This is a genomic window from Mucilaginibacter conchicola (assembly GCF_003432115.1).
Taxonomy (GTDB): Bacteria; Bacteroidota; Bacteroidia; order Sphingobacteriales; family Sphingobacteriaceae; genus Mucilaginibacter; species Mucilaginibacter conchicola.
In genome coordinates this window covers 1-21,874 of record NZ_QWDC01000009.1, presented here as the reverse complement: position 1 = coordinate 21,874, position 21,874 = coordinate 1, and the positions used below count along the sequence as shown (strand labels likewise).

The 21,874-nt window shown below is 43.4% G+C and carries 19 protein-coding genes; 13 read left to right on the top strand and 6 right to left on the bottom strand.

Annotation, left to right across the window (positions count from 1 at the left end; genetic code table 11):
• The first annotated feature begins 9 nt into the window (after positions 1–9).
• From D0C36_RS24100 to D0C36_RS24060, 9 genes are all read left to right on the top strand, one after another.
• Complete coding sequence (locus D0C36_RS24100; RefSeq protein WP_117394299.1) at positions 10–3,159, top strand: SusC/RagA family TonB-linked outer membrane protein; 3,150 nt, start codon at positions 10–12, stop codon at positions 3,157–3,159.
• A gap of 28 nt (positions 3,160–3,187) precedes the next feature.
• The gene (locus tag D0C36_RS24095) at positions 3,188–4,819 is read left to right on the top strand and encodes a RagB/SusD family nutrient uptake outer membrane protein (protein WP_117394298.1); all 1,632 of its coding nucleotides are present in this window, start codon (positions 3,188–3,190) and stop codon (positions 4,817–4,819) included.
• Between the two features lie 22 nt (positions 4,820–4,841).
• Positions 4,842–5,960, top strand: a complete 1,119-nt coding sequence (locus D0C36_RS24090; RefSeq protein ID WP_117394297.1) for a SusE domain-containing protein — start codon at positions 4,842–4,844, stop codon at positions 5,958–5,960.
• Between the two features lie 52 nt (positions 5,961–6,012).
• Positions 6,013–7,236, top strand: a complete 1,224-nt coding sequence (locus D0C36_RS24085) for a glycoside hydrolase family 76 protein (RefSeq protein ID WP_117394296.1) — start codon at positions 6,013–6,015, stop codon at positions 7,234–7,236.
• A gap of 34 nt (positions 7,237–7,270) precedes the next feature.
• A complete protein-coding gene (locus tag D0C36_RS24080) occupies positions 7,271–9,637 on the top strand; it encodes a GH92 family glycosyl hydrolase (RefSeq protein ID WP_117394295.1) in 2,367 nt (788 codons plus the stop codon).
• Between the two features lie 8 nt (positions 9,638–9,645).
• Entirely contained in the window at positions 9,646–10,830 is a 1,185-nt protein-coding gene (locus D0C36_RS24075) for a glycoside hydrolase family 76 protein (protein WP_117394305.1), read from the top strand.
• Between the two features lie 168 nt (positions 10,831–10,998).
• Positions 10,999–11,589: a Crp/Fnr family transcriptional regulator gene (locus D0C36_RS24070; RefSeq protein ID WP_117394294.1), complete on the top strand. Its 591-nt coding sequence runs from the start codon at positions 10,999–11,001 to the stop codon at positions 11,587–11,589.
• 67 nt (positions 11,590–11,656) lie between these two features.
• Positions 11,657–12,409, top strand: coding sequence for an SDR family NAD(P)-dependent oxidoreductase (locus tag D0C36_RS24065; protein WP_117394293.1), 753 nt, complete (start codon positions 11,657–11,659; stop codon positions 12,407–12,409).
• Positions 12,410–12,465: 56 nt separating this feature from the next.
• Positions 12,466–13,224, top strand: a complete 759-nt coding sequence (locus D0C36_RS24060; RefSeq protein ID WP_117394292.1) for an SDR family NAD(P)-dependent oxidoreductase — start codon at positions 12,466–12,468, stop codon at positions 13,222–13,224.
• 169 nt (positions 13,225–13,393) lie between these two features.
• Here D0C36_RS24060 and D0C36_RS24055 read toward each other — a convergent pair whose 3' ends face one another.
• Together D0C36_RS24055 and D0C36_RS24050 are read right to left on the bottom strand one after the other, a co-directional pair.
• Complete coding sequence (locus D0C36_RS24055) at positions 13,394–13,717, bottom strand: nuclear transport factor 2 family protein (RefSeq protein ID WP_117394304.1); 324 nt, start codon at positions 13,715–13,717, stop codon at positions 13,394–13,396.
• Between the two features lie 26 nt (positions 13,718–13,743).
• Positions 13,744–14,538: an SDR family oxidoreductase gene (locus D0C36_RS24050; RefSeq protein ID WP_117394291.1), complete on the bottom strand. Its 795-nt coding sequence runs from the start codon at positions 14,536–14,538 to the stop codon at positions 13,744–13,746.
• A 124-nt stretch (positions 14,539–14,662) separates the two neighbouring features.
• On the opposite strand from D0C36_RS24050, the gene D0C36_RS24045 reads away from it, so the two are divergent.
• The gene (locus D0C36_RS24045; protein ID WP_117394290.1) at positions 14,663–15,037 is read left to right on the top strand and encodes a winged helix-turn-helix transcriptional regulator; all 375 of its coding nucleotides are present in this window, start codon (positions 14,663–14,665) and stop codon (positions 15,035–15,037) included.
• A 438-nt stretch (positions 15,038–15,475) separates the two neighbouring features.
• On the opposite strand, the gene D0C36_RS24040 is transcribed toward D0C36_RS24045, so the two are convergent.
• Positions 15,476–16,174 carry a DUF4145 domain-containing protein gene (locus D0C36_RS24040; RefSeq protein ID WP_117394289.1) on the bottom strand — a complete coding sequence of 233 codons (699 nt, stop codon included), beginning with the start codon at positions 16,172–16,174 and terminating at the stop codon, positions 15,476–15,478.
• A 6-nt stretch (positions 16,175–16,180) separates the two neighbouring features.
• Positions 16,181–16,879 carry an AbiV family abortive infection protein gene (locus D0C36_RS24035; RefSeq protein WP_117394288.1) on the bottom strand — a complete coding sequence of 233 codons (699 nt, stop codon included), beginning with the start codon at positions 16,877–16,879 and terminating at the stop codon, positions 16,181–16,183.
• A gap of 213 nt (positions 16,880–17,092) precedes the next feature.
• Here D0C36_RS24035 and D0C36_RS24030 point away from each other — a divergent pair, with 213 nt between their 5' ends.
• On the top strand, positions 17,093–18,316 hold the full coding sequence (locus D0C36_RS24030; protein WP_117394287.1) for a hypothetical protein: 1,224 nt from the start codon (positions 17,093–17,095) through the stop codon (positions 18,314–18,316).
• A gap of 312 nt (positions 18,317–18,628) precedes the next feature.
• On the opposite strand, the gene D0C36_RS24025 is transcribed toward D0C36_RS24030, so the two are convergent.
• A complete protein-coding gene (locus tag D0C36_RS24025) occupies positions 18,629–19,603 on the bottom strand; it encodes a restriction endonuclease (protein WP_117394286.1) in 975 nt (324 codons plus the stop codon).
• 356 nt (positions 19,604–19,959) lie between these two features.
• Between D0C36_RS24025 and D0C36_RS24020 the strand changes: the two genes are divergently transcribed.
• Together D0C36_RS24020 and D0C36_RS24015 are read left to right on the top strand one after the other, a co-directional pair.
• Positions 19,960–20,331, top strand: coding sequence for a plasmid mobilization protein (locus tag D0C36_RS24020; protein WP_158557198.1), 372 nt, complete (start codon positions 19,960–19,962; stop codon positions 20,329–20,331).
• Positions 20,306–21,367: a relaxase/mobilization nuclease domain-containing protein gene (locus D0C36_RS24015; protein ID WP_117394284.1), complete on the top strand. Its 1,062-nt coding sequence runs from the start codon at positions 20,306–20,308 to the stop codon at positions 21,365–21,367. The genes D0C36_RS24020 and D0C36_RS24015 overlap by 26 nt, the downstream gene beginning before the upstream one ends.
• Before the next feature lie 32 nt (positions 21,368–21,399).
• Here the strand turns inward: D0C36_RS24015 and D0C36_RS24010 are convergent, their stop codons facing one another.
• Positions 21,400–21,786: a helix-turn-helix domain-containing protein gene (locus tag D0C36_RS24010; RefSeq protein ID WP_117394283.1), complete on the bottom strand. Its 387-nt coding sequence runs from the start codon at positions 21,784–21,786 to the stop codon at positions 21,400–21,402.
• Between the last annotated feature and the right edge of the window lie 88 nt (positions 21,787–21,874).

The following is a 21,874-nucleotide window of genomic DNA, read 5'->3' as shown; positions in this document are numbered from 1 at the left end:
CCAATAATTATGAGAATAGAACTATTACAAAAAGTAAAACTCAAGTGGCTTTACAGCCGGCCTTTGCTTGCCATGCTATGTGCGACAGTAGGCGCGGGTGGTGCAGCGCAGGCATCCCCGCTAAAAACAAATACATACATAGCTGTAAACCGCTTTGATACAACTGTAAGCGGCCGCGTTACTGATGAAAATAACCAGCCGGTGCCAGGTGTAAATGTTAGCATTGCCGGTACCTCTGTTGGCACAACCACTGATGTAAATGGCCGCTACAAACTCAACGTCCCCGATGCATATGCAGGCCGTAGCTTAAGTTATTCATTTATCGGTTTCGCTACACAAACCACTGCCATATCAGGACGCACCGAAATCAACGTAACCCTGAAATCTAACAGCACCAGCCTTGATGAGGTAGTTGTTGTTGGTTACGGTACGCAAAAACGCATCAATGTTACGGGCGCGGTGGGTACTATCAGTTCAAAAAATATTGAAAACAAACCGGTATTAAATACCTACCAGGCATTACAGGGCGAGTCTCCAAACTTAATTATCCAGCAAACCAACCTTAACCCAGGTAGCGATGTAACGGTAAACATCCGCGGCTTAGGTACGCTGGGCGATAACACACCTTTGGTTGTGGTGGATGGTATCATCGGTGGTAACTTAAATACCCTTAATCCAAATGATATAGCAAGTGTGTCGGTATTAAAAGATGCAGGTTCTGCAGCTATCTACGGTTCGCGTGCGGCAAACGGTGTTATACTGGTAACTACAAAAGCCGGTAAAACAAACTCTAAAGCCACGGTAAACTACAACGGCAGCTATGGCCTGCAAGATGCTAAGGTTTTGGTTCATAAAGTTGATGCCTGGGACAATGCCTATTACAAGAATCAGTCGTTGATCAACTCGGGCTTGCCACCCGCTTATACGCCCGAGCAGATACAGGCATTGAAAGATGGCGGCAACGGGACCTGGGATATTGAGCATCTATTGAAAAAGGCTCCGCTGCAATCTCACAATTTTAGTGTTACGGGTGGTGGCGAAACCAACTCTTATTACATTTCTGCTGGTTACCAAAACCAGGGTAGCAACCTGATCGGTAATGGTGGCTCGGGTGCCGATTTTGGTTACCAGAAGTATAACTTAAGGTTAAACCAAACCTCGCAGATAGGCAGGTTTAAAACCAACGTTATTCTTAACTATACCAAAACACGCAACAAAACCAACAGCGTTGGCGACAATAACATCTTTGCTGATGCCAACCGTGTGCCTCATAACTATAGCTGGAAAGATGAAAATGGTAATTACCTGACCAATCCGGTGGCATCGCAGTATAACGAGTATGGTGTGCTGGAGAAAGGTGGTTATAACCAGGCTGATAACGATGAGATTTTCGGGTCTTTCGCCGGACAATTAAATATTACAAAAGACCTGAAGCTTACCGGCCAGTTTGGTGGAACTATCCGCAATAACGGAACGTTCTTCCGCCGCACCCAGGTTGATTATTTACCCGCGGGCGTTTATGGTAATGACCTGACGGTACTGGACGGAAACAGCAAATCGTTCTTAACAGATACTAAGGTTTTTGCAGAGTACACCAAGAAGATCAGCGATCATACCTTTAAGATACAGGCAGGTGTAGAAAGCGAAACCTTTAGCCAGCGCGGTTTCCAGTTACAAAAAACCCTTACCGACCCTTTATTAGGTACGCCAACTACTGGTACCATCATTGATGCAGTTGCCTCTACTAACAGCGTTACGGTCAACGCAAATGCATTGCTTTCGGTAATTGGTCGTTTAAACTATTCTTATAAAGATAAATATCTTTTAGAGGCATTGTTCCGTAATGATGCTTCTTCAAAATTTGCAGCGGGTAACAGGGCAAGTTTTTTCCCGTCTGTAAGCGCAGGCTGGATAGTAACGCAAGAGTCGTTTATGGAGCCGGTGAAAAATACCCTTAGCACTTTAAAATTAAGGGCATCATACGGTACAGTGGGTAACCAGAACGTAGATAATTATCAATATCAAACAACCTACTTCAACTACCCTAATGCCTATGGCTACGGTAATAATATAGTTGGTGGTGCAGGCACAAACATTTCAAACCCCGCTATCACCTGGGAAACGCAGGCGAAATTAAATATTGGTTTTGATGTTGGTTTATTTAATGATAAGATAGTTGCCTCATTTGACTACTTTAATGGTACCACAAAAGACATTCTGGCAAAGCCTGAGGACATTCCATTTATATTTGGTGCTGTTCCACCCGATTTTAACGTAGCAAAAGTCCGTAACAAAGGATGGGAAGCATCGGTTACCTACAACCTTCGCGGTAAGGAAGTTACGCAAAGCTTTAGCATCAACGTTGCTGATAACCAGAATAAATTGCTAAAACTTACCGGCAGCGCTACGGAGAGGATTTACCCTCAGGATGTTTTCCAGTTGATCAGAAGGGTGGGAGAGCCTATTACGCAATACTACGGTTATCAAACCAACGGTTTCTTTCAAAATCAGCAGGATATAGATAATTCGCCAAAAATTGCAGGCAACAGCGTGCAACCCGGCGATGTGAAATTTAAAGACCGCAATGGCGATGGCATTATTGATGAGAAAGATAAGACCATCTTAGGGAATCCTTTCCCGCGCTACACTTTTGGTTTTACCTATCGTATCGCCTACAAAGGTTTCGATATGTCCTTGTTTATCCAGGGTGTTGGCAAACGCGATGCATTCCTTCGCGGCGAACTGGTTGAGCCTTTCCACTATGGCTACGGTGCTACGGTCTATGATCATCAAACTGATATCTGGTCGCCAAGTAACCCAAATGCACGTTACCCGATATTGGCTAACATTGGTTCGCCTTCAAATACCAACAACTGGCGCACAGGTTCAGACCTGTACAAGTACGATGCTGCTTATGTTCGCTTAAAGAACGTAAATATTGGCTATAGCTTTAGCCCGGCAGTAACCAAAAAGCTGGGTATACAGCGCTTAAGGTTATCGCTGATAGGACAGAACCTTGCAACCCTTAGTAAGCTGAAGTTTATTGATCCCGAGACCTCAGAGTTTGGCAACAGCCTAAACCTCGGTTCGGCGTCAAACAGTGCAAGGCAGTACCCGCTGCCGGTATTTTACGGAGCTGGCCTTGACGTAACTTTCTAAGAACAGATAATATTTAAAACATAAGAAAATGAAATTTTTTAAAAAGCTTTTGATCGTATCTGTTGCGGTTGTGGCAGCATCTGGTTGTAAGAAACTCGATATTGCACCAACAGATAAGTTCTCTGACCTCACCTTTTGGCAGGTTGATGCCAACGTTTACAACGCGCTGAATAACAACTACAGCCTTATATATAACAGCAGCTTATATTTTGATGCCGAAGCGCTTTCTGATAATGCCTACTCGCCATCAGGTGATCTGAATGTGATTGCCAGCGGTAACGCAAACTCCCAAACAGCAAAATTTGCAGGCGACTGGACAAATTATTACTCGGCTATAAAATCATGTAATATCTTCCTGGCCAATATTGACAGGAATACCACATTAACTGCAGCTACAAAAGCAAGGTTGATAGCCGAAACCCGTTTTATCCGTGCGTTCGAGCATTTCAATCTTACCAAATGGTACGGCGATGTGCCAATTGTTGACAAGGATATTACATCTCAAGAGGCGCAAACCATTTCCCGCTCACCTAAGGCTGCCGTGGTGAAATTTGTTGTTGATGAACTGGAATCCATTGTGAATGATCTGCCAAACAGTACCAACCTGCCTGCAAATGAGAACGGCCGCATTACCAAAGGTGCCGCACTGGCATTAGAGGCAAGGGTGCTCCTGTACCAGGGCGACCGTATGGCTGATGTTGCTGCCATTTGCGAGAAGCTGATGAATGAACAGGGTACTTACGGGGCTTACAGCCTTGAAATCAGCTACAGTGCGTTATTCAGCGATCCTAACGTGAACAAAAATACAAAGGAAAGCATCCTTTCATTACAGTATGTGCCAACTCTGCGTACCTGGCAAAATTTCTGGGATTTTGCGCCGCGCACAGTGGGCGGACGCGTGAGCAGCATGGCACCTACGCAGGAGCTGGTTGACGACTACATCATGCTGAACGGGAAAGGGGTTAAGGAAGCTGGTTCGGGTTATAACGAGAGTAACCCTTACATAAACCGCGACCCCCGGTTAACCGCGACCGTGGTTTATGACCGCTATACCTGGGTCAACGCCAATAACACAACCAAAACCATATACATTAAACCCGGTACCGATCCTGTGCAGCCAGGTCTTGACGAGTACAGCGCAGGCTCACAGGCAGCATCGGCAACGGCTTATTACTGGAGAAAATATTATGACCCAGGCGCACTGGCAAATTTCGTATCGGGCAACAACCTGCACCTGATCAGGTATGCTGAGATATTGCTTGATTATGCCGAAGCCAAACAAAGCCTTGGCCAGATGGATGCCACCGTTTGGAATAAAACCATTGGCGCCTTGCGCCAGCGTGCAGGATTTACTGATGCCGGGGCGATCAGCTATCCGGGAGCAGCAAACATGACCGGCATCATTCGCCGTGAGCGCAGGGTAGAACTGGCAATGGAAGGCCTTCGCACGGATGATATCAGAAGATGGAAAACCGCGGAGACGGTGATGAACGGCTATATCCACGGGGCTAAATTCTCAACCGACCAAAATACGGATAACGGCTACATCAGAACGCAGCTGCGTAAGTTTAACGCTAACCGCGATTACCTGTGGGCTATACCTGCGCATGATGCCAGTCTGAACAAAAACCTCGGCCAGAATCCTGGCTACACAAACTAACCTGATTAAACCAATTAAAGATATGAGAAAGATAGTAAAGCTGGCAGGCGGGCTGCTGCTGGCAATGATCATCACCAGCTCCTGCAAAAAGGAAAATAAACCGTTAGATCTTAATCTTACCCCGGTAGGTTCTCTGGCTACGCCAAATGACAATGCCGATGTGAAACTTGATCCGACAAGTTCTGCGAATGTTCTTTTTAAATGGGATGCAGCAACTACAGATGATAGCGGGCTTATACTTTACCAGATCGCGTTTGATAAAGAGGGCGGAGATTTCAGCAAGCCGGTAACCAAAGTATTGTCTGATGGGGCGGGTGTGCAAACCCAGCTCACCATCAGCCATAAAGACCTGAACAAAATAGCTAATGCCGCTGGCATCGCTTCGTCAAGTATTGGTAAACTGAAATGGACCGTGATTGCCTCAAAAGGTATCAATGCCAAGCCTGCATCGGCTTCACGCACTTTGCAGTTGGAGAGACCGGCGGGTTTTGCGGAAAATCCTGCAGACCTGTACATTACCGGTTCGGCAACCGAAGGTGGTGCCGATCTGAGCAAGGCTGTTAAACTGAAAAAGGTTGAGGACGGTGTATTCGAGATCTATACCTCACTAAAAGCCGGTGACTATTATCTTACTGACAAGAATACAGATGGCGGTAAAAAATACTACGTTGAAAACGGTATCATCAAAGAGGGAACAACTGCGGTAACAGTTTCAGGCGATGTTAAAGCGTATCGTTTAAACTATGATTTTACATCAGCCACAACAAAGTCAATGCAGATCCAGTCTGTCGGGTTGTACATGTCAGCATACGGCACAGAGATAGGTACACTTAGCTACATCGGTAATGGTGTTTTTGAAGCGCCGAAAATTGCGGTAGAGTTCTACCAGTTTTCATGGGGCCGTGACGAGCGTTACAAATTCATCCTGCATACAGCGGCCGGTAATGAATATCAGGGTAGCACTAACGCCAATAATGTTGCGCCTGCAGGCCAGCCGGCATCTTACTTTTACCTAGTACCTGTTACTAATTCACAGTGGGATAATACCTACAAGTTTGATCCGTCTGCTGACAGGAAGAACGTAAAAGTTGATGTGATGCTGCAACCGGCAGCCTATACCCATAAAGTAACGGTTCTATAATAATGGTCAGCACCCGCAGCGGGTCTGCGGGTGCTGTTTTACTTCTATGACGATGAGAAGACTGATATTAGTATTATGTGCAGCCATTTCCATACTGGCTGTATCTTGCGGAAAAGATAAGGATATAAATCCAGGCACAGGCGGCGGCGGTACAAAGCCTCCTGTTGACCCGCCCGCCACCAGCACCGATTACCTGGCGCTGGCTAAGGAAACAAGGAATTTTAGCAACAACAACCTGCTTACTTCAAGCTTTAGTTACCGAGCCAATACAACCACGCATGCAAATAACTGCTACGAGTGGTATAATGTAAGCCAGATATATGCCGATGCTGCACTTATTACCGCCGGCGATGCATCAGCAGCTGCTTACATGAACCGCACCTTTCAGTTTATGGAAGGTTTTTGGGACAAGTCCGACGCAAGGGGTGGCTACTTTGCATCGGTTAATCTTAACGGTACTGGTGCTGCAGGTGATAAGTTTGTTGATGATAACGGCCTTACCGGCATGGTGTATCTGGAAGCTTACGAGGTGACCGGCGGTGCTGATAAAGCGGCCTACCTGGCAAAAGCCAGGGCCTGTGCCGACTGGTTGATCAACAGCGGTCTTTGGGACAATACCTATGGCGGCGGTTTCTGGTGGAATACATCAAAGCCCGATAAGCCAACGCAATCTAACGGCGTGGCTATGCAACTCTTTGCAAAGCTATACACGCTAACCGGCGAAACGATTTACCGTGACTGGGCTGTTAAAGTGAACGACTGGCTGCGTGCCAATATGTTTGATTCTGCAAGCGGGCTCTACATCTGGAAGATCGATGGCGGTGGTGCCGGAACCAAACACTACGAGAAATTTACCTATGATAATGCCATTATGCTGGAGGCTGATATCCTTTTTGGCGAAGCTCTGAAGGACCCGTCTTATCTGGCAAAAGCACAGGCTATTGGCAACGCCATGAACGCCGTATTGTGGAACGCCCAGTATAAAGGCTATATATTTAATACCGACCCTACCCAGACACGTGTGAATCCTGCCTGGTGCGGATGGGGTACACAGGGAATGATAAGGTTGTATGAGCAGGATAAGAACGAAAAATGGCTTACCTATGCGCGTAACAACATTGATGCGTTGAATAAAGCAAACCGCAATGCCGATACCAAAGCCTATTATTATTTTGCCGGCTTCGCCGGGAATGACCGCTCGCCCGAAATTGAAGGGGTAGACCAGGCCTGGATGCAGCGGATACAGGCAATGATGTCAAAATACGATAATAAATAAGACCGGCTCCGGCCGCTCTGTTAATATAATTTAAATGAGAATTAAGTATAGTTCAGTTGCTGCATTTTTGGCCCTTGCGCTGGCTGGCTGCAGCACCAAACGCGAGACTGTTTTAAGATATGTTGACCCTAACATCGGTACGGCACACAGCCGCTGGTTTTTCTATACACCAGCTGCGGTGCCTTATGGCATGGCAAAGCTTGCCCCGTCAACAAATGGAAGCTACGGCAATCCGTCAGGCTGGGAAGCAGTAGGATACGATACCCGGCAAAACTCCATTGAAGGCTTCGTGCATTTCCACGAATGGCAGGTAGGCGGTGTTAGCTACATGCCCACTACCGGTGCAATTGTTACCAAACCCGGAGATCTGGAAAGAAAAACACCGGGCTACCGCTCCAGCTTCGACAGGAAGAACCAGGTAGCCGAGCCCGGCTATTACAAAGTACTGCTGGACGACTACAAGATCACCGCTGAGCTGACCGCTACCAAACGCGTTGGCTTTCAGCGCTATTCTTTTCCTAAGAATGAACAGTCACACATTATACTGGATATTGGCAACAAACAGGGCGAAAGTGATATCGTAACTGATGCCGGTATCAAAATGCTGGATGACACGCACTTTGAAGGTTTTGTAAGCACTTATCCCAAATATGTGAAGATCTATGATCCGGAAGGAAAGGTAAAGATGTATTTCTACGGAGAGCTGAGTAAAAAACCTGCGAGTGTAACAGCTTTTACAGCGGAGCAGATATTTGATAAAAAGAATAATGCCGAAGGCAAGGGCGCAGGATTAGTGCTGAACTATCAGACAACGGATAATGAAACCATTGAGGTTAAAACAGGCCTCTCATACACCTCTAACGACAATGCTAAAGCTAACTTCTTAGCGGAAGCCAAAGACCTGAGTTTTGATAATGCTAAAGAACAGGCGCAGCGAACCTGGCAGGAGCAACTCGGCAAAATTACTGTTGAGGACAATGATATCCAGAACAAAACTAAGTTCTACACAGGTCTTTTTCATGCCTTACTGGGTCGGGGTATTGCCAGCGATGTTAATGGTGATTATCCTAAACACGGCGGCCAGACCGGTCGTTTGCCGTCGCAGGTTAATAACACGCTCAAGGCAGAATTTATTAACTCTGATGCCATATGGGGAGGCTTCTGGAACATCACCCAACTGTGGTCGTTATCGTACCCTGAATGGTATGGCAGCTTTGTGAACACCGAGTTGCAATTGTATAAAGATAAAGGTTGGTTTGGTGATGGCATCGCCAACAGCGAATATGTATCAGGTGTGGGGACCAACTTTGTCGGGCTGGCTGTTGCCGGCGCTTATAATGCCGGCATCCGTAATTATGATGTTAACATGGCTTATGAAGCAGTAAAAGCCAACGAACTAAATTATAAGAACCGTGCAGTTGGCTCTGGTAAGCTGGATACTAAAGCTTTTGTTGAGCATGGTTATGTGCCATTCTTTGACCAGGCCGGTCGTGATTTTGTGACCGATTCTACCGGGTCAAACTTTGCGGGTTCGCACACTTTGGAGTATAGCTACAGCGCATTCGCCGCGGCGCAAATGGCTAAAGCAATGGGCAAAACAGACGACTATAACAAGTTGATCAAACTATCAAACGGCTGGCGGTATATCTTTAACCCGCAGAATAAATTGATGCAGCCTAAGCGCGCCAACGGCAGCTTTATACAAAAATTTGACCCGTACCAGCCATGGCGCGGTTTCCAGGAAGGAAATGCAGTGCAATATACTTTCTACGTGCCGCAAAACCCTGCAGGACTGATTGAGGCTATTGGAAAAGATAATTTTAACAAACGCCTGGACAGCATCTTTACCGTATCAGAAAAGCTGGGTTTCGGTGGCGGTAAAACGATCGATGCGTTTGCTGGCATCAACTCTATATACAATCATGGCAACCAGCCTAACCTGCATATCAGCTGGATGTTCAATTTTTCCGGCAAGCCATGGCTTACCCAAAAATGGACAAGGGCGATAGGGCAGGAGTTTTACGGTACCGAGCCAATTCACGGCTACGGTTACGGTCAGGACGAAGACCAGGGCCAATTAGGTTCATGGTATGTGATCAATGCACTGGGCCTGTTTGATGTAAAAGGCTTTACAGATCTGAGGCCTATCATAGAACTGGGCAGCCCGCTTTTCGCTAAGGCAAGCATCACACTGGGTAATGGCAAAAAATTGATCATCGAAACGCAGAATAATTCAAAAGAGAATGTATATATCCAGTCGGCGACGTTTAACGGCAAAGCGCTGGATAACTGCTGGTTGTACCGCGATGAGCTGATGAAAGGCGGTGAACTGAAATTTATGATGAGCAGCCAGCCAAATACATCATGGGGAACAAAAGTACCGCCGCCATCGGCTCAATAAACACTGTCATGAGAAAACAAATAGCTTTTATTTTGCCTGCATTGATCTTGCTGCCAGGCCTGCTGTTTTCGCAACTTGGAGCAAGGGTGTATAAGCAGCGTGCCGAGAATATGTACCAATTGGTATGGAAAAGATACCGCGTGAGCAAATACACCGGTCTTTTCTCAGAGAACTATCCCACGGGTAAAAGCGACTCGCTCAATTATTTCCAGGGGGAAGCCGTGAAAGAAAAAGAAGTAAGTTTCCTCTGGCCGTTCTCGGGCATATTTACAGCTACCAATATACTGATGCGCGGGCCTCGACTGAAAGCTAAATACAGACCGTATCAGGATAGCCTGATATTGGGTATTGAGCAATACCGCGATATCCTTCGCAAGCCGCCGGGCTACCAGGCTTACCCGGTTAAGTTTGAGAAGACCGACCGCTATTATGATGATAATGGCCTGGTAGGTATCGATTATATGGAATCGTATTTTAATACAAAGAATCCGCTGTACCTGCAACGCGCTAAAGACGTTTTCAAATTTATTTTAAGCGGATGGAACAATGATGTGGGCGGCGGCGTAAGCTGGCTGGAAGGACATAACGACCAGAAACCGGCATGCAGCAATGGCATGGCTACCTTGACCGCGCTAAAGATCTATGAGGGCAGCAAAGAGCCATACTATCTTGAACAAGGCAAGCGCTTTTACAACTGGATGTATAACACACTACGCGATAGCACAACCGGCATCATTAGTAACGATGTGAAATTGGACGGGAAGCAAAACAGGACATTCTGGACCTACAATACCGGCTCGCTCATCGAGGCGGCCGTATTGCTTTACAAGTTTACCGGCGAAATTAAATACCTTATACAGGCGAAGCAACTGGCAGCAAGCAGTTATACTTATTACAGCAATCTGCCACACAGTAAAGAGCTGAGACTGCATATCGATGTGCCATGGTTCGTTACCGTATTATTCAGAGGATATGAGGCGCTTTACAAAGTCGATCATAACTACGAATACCTCGCAGCTATCGAACATGACCTCAACTACGCATGGCAAAACTCAAGGGACAAATACGGTTTTATCACCAAAACCTGGTTACCTGATGAGAAGTTGCTGGCGAAGCCGAAATGGTTGCTGGACGAAGCTTGTATAGCTGAGCTTTATGCAAGGTTATATTTATTAAAAACTGCAAAAAATTAAGATTTCGTTGGTTAATATATGTTGATTGCGAACCGCGGGTGTTGAGAGCCTGCGGTTTTTGTTTATATGTATCAAAGATGAAATGTGTGCGTGAAGAACGCGTCCGCGAATTTTTTTGTCTTGCACAGGCAACTTGATTAAATTGCGTTTTTTCAGATCTGTTGAACAATGTCCAATTTTAATGCTTTTTTCGACTACATACAGAAATTATCCGGGATCATACTTTCAGAAAATGAAAAGCATGTGTTCCTAGCTCATTTCAAGCCAAGAAAACTACTTAAACGTCAGTACTTCCTGCAGCAAGGGGATGTATGTAAATATGCGGGGTTTGTTGTGAAGGGATCTGCGAAAACTTTCAGGATTGACGACAAAGGGCATGAGCACATTCTTAAATTGAGCATGGAGGAGTGGTGGCTGGCCGATTTTGAAAGTTACTATCATTTAACCCCAAGCCGCTACAATATTCAGGCGCTGGAAGATCTTGAACTTTTAATGGTGACTAACGCGCAGGTTGAAGATTTCTTTTCAACTATCCCGGCCTTTATCGCCATGCAGGAGGTGATCAAACAAAACTATGCGATCGCGAACCAAAATCGGGTACAGGCCGCCCTCAGCTACACGGCCGAAGAGCGTTACGACGACCTTGTTGCAAATTATCCTCACTTCCTGCAGCGTTTTCCGCTGAATGTGATCGCTTCTTATCTGGGTCTGTCTCCGGAAACCCTTAGCCGGATCAGGAAGAACGCATCAAAGTCTTGATTCAGGTCAAGTATATTTCCTGATACAGGTCAAGACCAGTTTCGATCTGACCCTGCAACTTTGTGTTATGAACAAATTGAAAAACAAAGTTGCCGTAATTACCGGTGGTAATAGTGGTATAGGTTTCGGCATAGCAGAGGCCTTTAAGAGCGAAGGAGCAATCGGTGCCATAGTTGGCAGAAATCAAAATACTTTAGATAGTTCAGTTTCGCAGCTGGGTGGCAATTTCGCAGGCATTAATGCTAATGTAACCGATTTGGATGATCTCGAAAGGGTTTTTAAGGATACAGCTGAAAAATTTGGCAAAATAGATGTCATTGTTGCCAACGCAGGCGGCGGAAATACGGGTACCGTCGCAGATTTCAGCGAAGCGAACTATGATAAATTAATGGACCTGAACCTCAAAAGCGTTTATTTCACTGTCCAGAAAGCCTTGCCATACATGAATGACGGCGCTTCTATCGTCCTGATAGGGTCAAACGCAGCGCACCGTGCTCATGCCTCATTTACACTTTACGGAGCGTCGAAAGCGGCTGTCATCTATTTGGCGAAAGGGTTTTCAAGCGATCTTCTAGGCAGAAACATAAGGGCAAATGTGATCACACCGGGGACAACAGACACTCCCGCATTCGACAAATTCGTCCCTGCGGAACAGATCGAAGCAGTGAAGCAACATTTTGCCAGCGTAATGCCGACCGGCAGGATAGGACAGCCTTCGGACATTGGTAAAGCAGCTGTTTTCCTGGCTTCTGATGACTCATCTTTTATGCTCGGTGCGGAATTGCTTGTCGATGGCGGTATGACCTATCTGGCTAAGTAATTAATTCAGCTATGCGGATCAGGTCCGCATCATCTCACTATTAAATCGTTCTCAAAATGAAAAAATTAGAAAATAAAGTTGCGATAGTAACAGGTTCTTCAAAAGGTATTGGTGCATCCATCGCCAAACACTTTGCGGCTGCAGGCGCTAAGGTAGTAATCAACTATGCATCAAGTAAAGAAAGCGCGGATAAAGTCGTTCGCGACATTACCGAAAATGGTGGTATCGCTATCGCAGTGCAGGCTGATGTTTCAAACGAAGCGGATGTCAACAGGTTATTCGAAGAAACACAAAAAACTTTTGGTAAGTTAGATATATTGGTCAACAATGCCGTATCGCAGGGCTATGCTCCTGTTGAACAAATATCGGCAGATGCTTTTCATCAGAGTTTTAACGTAAATGTTTTAGGCCCAGTACTCACTATCCAGGCTGCTTTAAAATTATTTGGTAATAAAGGCGGTAATATTATTAATATCAGTTCGGGCGCAAGTAAATACCCGCTTCCCAATGCGTCATTATATTCCGCAACTAAAGCAGCTCTTGATGCCTTCACTATTGCTTTATCTAAGGAACTGGGTGCGAAAAATGTTCGTATCAATTCCATTTTGCCGGGCGCTACAGAAACGGAAGGTGCAGCAAGCGCAGGGGTTACCAAGGGTAGCGATTACGAAAAGATGTTCATCGCCAATACACCGCTTGGCCGCAGGGGCCAGCCCGAAGATATTGCCAAAGCAGCAGTGTTTATCGCATCTGATGATGCCGCCTGGATCACAGGTGAGCAAATTTCAGTATCCGGAGGGATGTATGGGTTTTAAAACAAAGCTAATGATCTGAATGAATCCGCCACATAGGTTCATTCCGATTCTTTCTGACTATTGGTCATTTTTCCTGCGGATCAAATTATAGCACCGGCAATCTGATCTAAAACCAAAACATCCGCTTACTGGGCCCGCGCCGGTAAGCGGATGTTAAGTTAAGCAATATTTAGCCTGTTATTTTAAGAGAGCTGATCAACTCGTTTTCTAATACCAAATGGAATTTCAGAACTGCAGGGCTGCCCGGAAAATTCCCGTCTGCCTCCGCAGTCAGCAGGTCTTCCTGTTCGCTGCTTTCGTATTTTAAGGGCTTCATCGTTGCGTGATACTCTTCATTAGAATGCTCATTCCATTTCCTGATCTCAGCTTTACCCTGATGTATTTTGCCTTCGTCATGAACGATAGCGGTTTCTGCAAAACATCCTGTGTAAGTCTCGCTGTCAAATTGGTTTTGTGCGGCAACTAATTTGCTCACTATTGTCGGTAAATTCATGGTATAATTTATTGGGTTGTTGATGATCATATAGTTCGTATAGTTCCGCCGTCGATGATGAATTCCGTACCGGTAAGATAAGCTGCTCTCGGAGAGGCCAGGAAACCGACAAGTTCTGCTACTTCTTCCGGTTCTGCGGGCCTGCCCATAGGAATGCCTCCCAAAGCATCTATTACGCTTTGTTGCGCCTCCTCAATTGTGGAATTTGAATTTTTGGCGATCCGTTCTAAAAAATATTTGACGTTGTCGGTTTTGATCCATCCAGGTGAGACGGTAAGTACACGGATGCCTTTGGATGCTACTTCATTTGATAAACCCTTGCTGTAATTGATAAGGCCTGCCTTTGCAGCCGCATAAGGCAACGTGGCATCATGTAAAGGTAATTTGCCCTGAATGGATGCTATGTGGATGATCACGCCGCTGCCGCGTTCCAGCATTTGGGGCAATAATCCCCTATCCAGGCTGACCGGTGCCAGTAAGTTGGTCCGGATGGTCGATTCCCAGTCTTCAGTGGTGAGTGCGGCAAACCCACCACCAGGCGTTTCAGAAGCCCCGAGGTTATTGATCAGAATATCTACGCTGCCGAAATTTTGTTGTATGTTGCTGACCACTGTTGCTATCCCTTCTCGCCGGCTTAAATCGGCCGCGATAAAGTGCAGGTTTGGATCATTTTGCTCAGGTTGGTTTCTTGCGGTAATGATGACCTTTGCGCCAGCGTTTTTTAGTCGTTCGGCAATTGCCTTTCCGGCACCTTTAGTGCCACCGGTTACCAGCGCGATCTTGCCGGTTAGCTCGTTTTCGTAATTGAATTGCTTTTCCATATTGTATTTGTTTTGGGCAAATCTCGGTAGTAGTTAAAGCGCTAACAAGTACGGGCTTACGATTCAGATAGGGAGAAATTTATCCCTATTGTGAGGTGCTGGTCATCTGCTTATCTTTGTATCTATGTATGAAAGAAAGATCTTACCGTATCTAAACTGCGGCCTTGACCTGGTTGGCGAGGTTTTGTATGGAAAGTGGAAACTGCGCATACTTTGGTTCATCAACGAAGGGCATAAACGCCCGAGCGAAATACAACGTAAGATACCGGATGTGTCACGCAGGGTATTGAATATTCAACTCAAAGAACTGGAAGAACATGAACTGGTCTGCAGGACGATCTATCCTGTGATGCCGCCTAAGGTAGAGTATAACCTGACTGACTTTGGCAGGACACTGATACCGGTGATCCAAACTATTGGTCTCTGGGGTGACGAGCATGAGGAGAGATTAAGACATGTCATCATGAAACAATTTCGCGAGGTTGTATCCTCTTTGTAGAACAACAAACTACGTCCACACACAAACAATGATTAAAAGCTTTGGCAGGTTGATAGGGTTTATGATCTTTTATGATCAAGGACTGGAGCAAATGATAACAGCCAGACTGGACGGGGCCGTTGATTTTTCCGCAATGGCTCTATTAACAATGACTTGATGTTTATCAAATTAAAAGGTAACCGATTAGGTAACCGAATAATTTGATTCGTTTTAAGTGAGTTTGAAAGTACTATCTCAAAGATAGTCGTTAGCACTATCAGTTTAAAATATCAAACCTCTCCTGATTGTTGAGTTATCAACCCTGTCATAAGATGATTAAAACCTTGGCGGAGTACGGTTCTCTTATAGGCTGACTTTCATCTTTAATTCAAGAAGCTATTTAAAGGCTTCGATTTTTAAAAGCTTATAGCGAAAACCTTTCTCTTACAAATCACAGTTTCAAAAACTGGAGCCTTTATTCTTATTGATTTTTTGAACTAGTAAAGATAATTGCTTCTCTCGATCATCGAAAATCTGTTCTAGTACATATTCCATGATTTCATAACCATCAAGAACCAAATCTTTGGTTATATTAATGTTATGACTTCCAGAATTACCAATCCATTTAATCGCCATTAAATGCTCAGAAATTGTTGGTCTCGTTTTTTTCAGTTCTATTATCCGTGCATTAAGTGTGTCAAGCTTGGGTACTTGTAGATGATCCATTATGCACTCAGCCGCCGTTCTTATTTTGTTAGCACAAGATCCGAGATCTATCCAAAATAATTGAAATGAAACCTTCAACAATTCTGATATAACAGGCGCGCAAGAAAGAGGAATATTGATAATAGGAGGTGCTGGAAAATAATAAAGAGGCTTGATGAAATCAATTTCGAATCCATCGTCGTCTAAATGACGAACATCCTCCTCTCTACTACGAACAAATATCACAGCCTCTTTACAAGTGGAACATTCTAAATTTCCTGTTTCCAAAAATCTAGCAGCAGGGGAAACTATCCCAGCCGGTCCGAAGTTATTATCGAGTCTTGATTCAAGTGTCTCGCGCCGAATGTACTCCCCACAATATTTGAGCACTCCATTCTCACAACTTGGACATGGAAGATTTTCAGTAAATTGACGCCATATTTCTTTTTTCATTCGATATTATCTTTCTTTAAAAGTGTTATCTGATTTGAACATCCCCCACACCTCATCTAATGCGCGATTGTAATCTTCGTCGCTGCCTTTCAGTCGACTTATAATCATTTGAACATCCTGCTGATAAACATTTTCTGTAAGTGTAACGTTTGCGTAGTCCGAAAGAGCATCTTTGAAACTATTTGGCTCTGTCGAATTCAGCCAGTCCTTTATTCTCAATGCAGGGTTGAGTAAACCCACTAACGATAGAACGCGATTAAATGATTCCTCATCACTAATGTCTTTAAATGGTCTATGAATCTTTTTTGTACTTCTATCTATATCTACATAGAATGCCAACTCTTTCTCGATAGAGAATTTACCTCTGGGAATAACATTATCCAAAATTTTATCAGAAGGATTACGGATTTCAACTCGCAGAGTACAAAAAAACTCATAAAAGAAACCTCGAGAGGCCTTTAAGTCGTGATTACGCCAATCCTTCCAAAATTGGTTCCAATCGACATTTTTCCTTGCTTTGGAATAGTGTGATAGAAGTGTATACGATTTACCGAGTTCTTCCAATGCGAGCTCAGCTATGCCTAAACTAACATACTTTTTCCCCTCGTATTTGGATACAGTATGCAAGGCTGACTGGAACATCTCAAATGAATTTTCGACTGAAGCATTAAATAGCTTTAAAATTTCTGTCTGTGAAAGCGTCATGAGCTAAGTTATAAGGTCAATACATTTAGTTACATACAAAGTCAATTATTTCTTACGAAGTGTATTTGCGTAGTTGATTTATTATTTAAAACAAAACTTATAATTACTTCTATGAACCCGTTTTTCATCAAACAAAACAGTCTATAAAGAACAATTTGATACACATATATTGTTTCAAATTATTAGCTTTATTATGAATCAAATAAGCAAATATTGGCAATAGCAGATAGTTTTTCGACTTTTATTTTAAAAAGATATTTATGCCTTGAAGATGATTACCTTGTCAAATTCGGGCAAAACGTTCAGAAAGGTTCGTTGATGGCAAAGATTCCCGTTTTGCCATTCTGGCAACAGCTAACTTTTGGTCAAAAGCTCTTGGCGATATTAAAAAGAAGCTGGAAACCTACAGACGCAGAATTCGAAAAAGCTGCACAAGAAACCTTCCTCAGGGAAGTTTTCGGAAAGGAAGAAGATTTTGGAATGGTGTTATATGACATCAACCTTTTGCATCACTACAGGCAATGGGATTTCGATAGTCTTACAGAAGGTGATTTGGAAAAGTTTGAGGGTCTGCAGAGTTTAAGAGTATTGTTATCCGTTAAAAACTGGACAGTAACAAGTGATTATTTACATCTAAGTTTATGGGAAATCCTCCCGGATATGTGCGTGAATCTAATTCCTATTTCTTTTTATATTCCAGTTACCTCTATTAGATATTGCTTAGAGTTACAGGAGAATTTTACTTTTAATTCCATTCGCAAAGCTTCTCATCCATTGGCGGACGATATAATATCCTATTTATATGAGGTTCTGGGTATCCAGCAGAAAATTGCCAACGGTTTTTATAACCTTATGATCTTGATGGATAAGGTTCGTCGAGAAAAAGCCGATGTTAGTTTTATGACTCATGAAATTGACTGTTTAACCATAATAGATAGCACTATAAATTATTTAAAGGCAACAATCGAAAAAGGCGTTTTACTATTGGCACTTACTTGCGAAATCAAAAACCTTGACGGTTATAAAACCCATCGTCAGAAGCTTTCTGCACTTGAAAGAAACGTACCTCTAAAAGTTAAGAACCAACCATATTACCAATTTATCTGGAATCAAATCCAGTCGGACGAATTATTAGAGCTTAATAATCTCCGAAGCGGCATCAATCATAAAAAAGGGATAAGCAAAGTACAGCCGCATAGCTTTGTAAACAAGAGTTTTGAAGAAACCGCGTTATGGGAACTGTTCATGCTCCTAAAAAGACAACATCAAATCAATACTTTGACTTTAATTGGTACGCTTGCAATCTTGGCAGATGATTTGATTTCCCGTAGACCGCCTACGGAGGAAGACGAGATTTATTTAAACAAATTAATTGCTGTTGGTAAACCTGCTTATGAAAAGTTATTTGAGAAATATGTAGAAAACGGCGGATTTTGATGGCGATTGCTGGATATCATGTAATAATAGTTTTACTTAATTATAGTCGCCAAATTTTTAGGTTAAACGCTTATTAGTCAAGTATCAATATTATTTCCGTCTTCATTACGTCTATTGCCACTACATGCATAGTATCTTAAATTTTTTTTTCATCTTCGTGTGTTTTGTGCTCGCCCCATTCTTTGATTCTCGGCTCATTCAGTTGGAAATATTCAACTTTAAATAGTTTTGAAAGTAAATATCTTAGGGAATTGAAACTCATCGGCACTAACTTTTGCATCAATTGGATAAATCCCTGTCTATTGATTTTTGTTAGGTCTTCTCTTTTGAAATTTTTACGTAAGTATCGTTTTTGGGGTCATATTTACCAAGCATCTCCATTTTTTGTTTTTGACCGCTCTCATCAGTATGGAAAATATTATATCGATTATTTGCAACAATGATTTCTACCTTTCCGCTATTCGTAACATCTATTTCCATATAGCCCGTCTGTTTACCCTCGTCGGAAGTGTAGGCTTTAGTTGAAATTATTTTTGTTTCCACTTTGATCATCCAAATATCGACGGCAACGCTGATCATTTGTATGAGAAAAATTTCATCGTCCTCCGTCTCCAACTTTGCACATCCAGGTTCGAAAGTGAAATTGATCCGGTAACACTCTTTTTCAAACCTATCCTCTTCCTTTGCCCTTATAAAACTCCGAAGTTTAATGGACCAAATTTCTTCACGTTTACTTTTAATTTCTTCGTTAAGAAAGGCAAGCAGGTTTACCTTCTCATCAAATGCATAGAACCAGACTTTCTTTTTATATGAGTTCAATTTATCAACAATCGTTCGCTCGGACAAATGAATCTGATAATCGGTGACTTCGAATCGTATTCCTATCTGTTGAAAAAGAAACCAGGATGCGATATCTTCAGCAGCTATATCCTTGAGCTCATAAAGGGTGATACCAAAATCTTTTGCCGCATTAATCGCATCTCGCTGGTAACCCGAAGGACTTACAAATACTTTTTTACTAATTAAAGGGATACGATCGCATTTTCCTTTGAAAGCTTCCAGTTTTTCTACACCTACAGCTTTAGTATAATCCTTGCATTCTATAGCGATGACAATCTCGACATCACTAACTATGGATCTAATGATTATATCAAACTCTCTTAGTACGCCACTAGTGTTTTTTAATTTCACGTTAGTCTGAACGATGGTTCCACTACTCTCCTTTATAGCCTCGTGTATCAATCCAACTAATCTCTCTAGTTGCTTTCCATCATTTTTTCTTGCCATCGTTATTTATTTTATTTTCAATAAACGTTTACTCCCAATTTGATTTGCCCAATCAGTAAATTCCAAAGCGCCGTTTTAATAAAAAGATAAATATCTAACCAAGAAGTCGAACCAAGGCAGCAAATTGGGTTTATAAATAAAAAGAAAATTTTATCTAATTTTAAATAGCTTGATTTTCCACTGCTTCTTAGCGACCATCTCACAGTTAAGTAAGTAAGCAAGCCATGTTTTGGTCAGACCAAAACGACTTGCCGGATAGATCCGGAAGCGCTGCTTCACTTCGTTCAAACAGCTTTTAACACTAATAAATTTATCGGTAGTACCGAAGTACTGGTGATAAATAAATGATTGCATCCATGAGATTTGTGCTCATGGGACGACCGCAGTTAGAATCAGATAAAAAATTATCCAAAAGATTCATCTTCCGGTTATCGGAGGCTGAGCTGCAGGCGTTGATCGCTGCTGCTGAGATCTGTGGTAAAACTGCGGGTGCACTTGTCCGTGAAAAGTTATTTAAAGGAAAATTCCCAAAAGCTGCATCTCCAAAGCTGGACGTCACTCATTATGCTGAACTCAAACGTATCGGGGTAAATCTTAACCAGCTTAGCCGCCTTTGTCATACCGGCAGGATGCCTAAAGAACTTCTGGGTCTACTTTCACGCCTTGAGCAGCGGCTTGAAACCACCATCGCAAAACTGATCTATGATAGCCATTCAGAAGATAGGTAGAAGTTTCATGGGGGCATTAAAGTACAATGTCAGGAAACTGAATCATCCGGATGCGATGAAGCGGGCAGAGTTGCTGGATACAAATTTCACTAACCTTGACCTGACACGTATCAAAACCGAAGTAGATTTCATTAGGCAGCTGCGCCCCAACCTGAACAGGTATGTTTATCATACCAGCTTGAATTTCCCGAACGAAGATATCGCAAAACTGGATAACGCTACGCTGACAGCAATAGCCCGTGACTATATAGAAGCTATGGGCTTCACCGATAACCAATACTTTGTTTTTCGGCATTACGATGCGGAGCATCCTCATCTGCATCTACTGGCAAACCGGATCTGTTTTGATGGTAGTGTGGTATCAGACAGCAATAACTATGTAAGAAGTGAAGAAGCTATCAGGGCACTGGAACAACAGTATAACCTTGTAACGGTAGAACCGAGCAACAAAGCAGCTGAACGCGCTCCGACAAAGGATGAAGTAGAAATGGTCAGGCGGACCAATAAAGCTCCTGATAAAGTCTTACTGCAAATGCTACTAAAAGATCTTCTATCCCGTAAACCAACCATGCAACAATTATTGAACTGGTCGGAGCAGGCCGGTATTCATTTTCTTTTTAACCAGGCATCGACAGGCAGGATCAGCGGGGTAACTTATTTTTTCAGGGATTTCAAAGTAAAAGGTCAGTCACTGGGCAACCGCTATAAATGGGCGGAATTGGTAAAACAGATCGATTACGATCAGGTCAGGGACAGCGCTGCTATAGCAGCGGCTAATGTAAAGACGAAAGAAAAGTATGGAGAGTTGCCGGTAACTGCTGTTAAAGCAGAAGTTCTTTCAGATGTAGGAGTTGATGATATGATAACCGGCCAAAGCAATAGAGAAGAAATGCAAATAGCGGAAAGCATTGATATAGTGCCTGAACACCATCCGGTAATATCAGGTTCGATCAATATCAGTGATGATATTGATGATGAAGCGATACTTGGAAGAAACAGGCGGAGGCAGCAGAAAGCAGGAAGGAACAGCCGTTAAATAGAAAAGGCGCTCAATAAGCGCCTCTTGTATTATTTACTTTTCAGAATCTCAACTTTCTCCCGTTCACTGGCGAGTAGTTGCTCGTAAAGCTTTTTATTTTCTTCGTAAACTTCGACCAACCTATCAATTGGATTGAAAGTGCATTGATAATTGTACTGATATGCTGTTGAATGGTCGTGCATGTTTTGAATGTGAAAAACTAACACGTCTTCATTGAATTTACTAATGGCTTCACTGCTTACACCTAAAGCTGTTGCTATCTTTTCTAAAACTTCCTCTTCGATTTTTTCGCTTTGCTCGATCTTAGAAACAGCCTGCTGGCTGATACCCAGTTCAGTTGCAAGTGCTTCCTGTTTCATGCCGCGCAGTTCACGGATGCGGCTTATCTTTCTTCCTATGTGTAGTGTTTCTGACATTGATAGATGTATTGGTATCGTAAAGTTAGCAAAGTATCGCTTTAAACAAAGAATACCCCTGAACACTCGCTGCCAGGGGTATTACCTA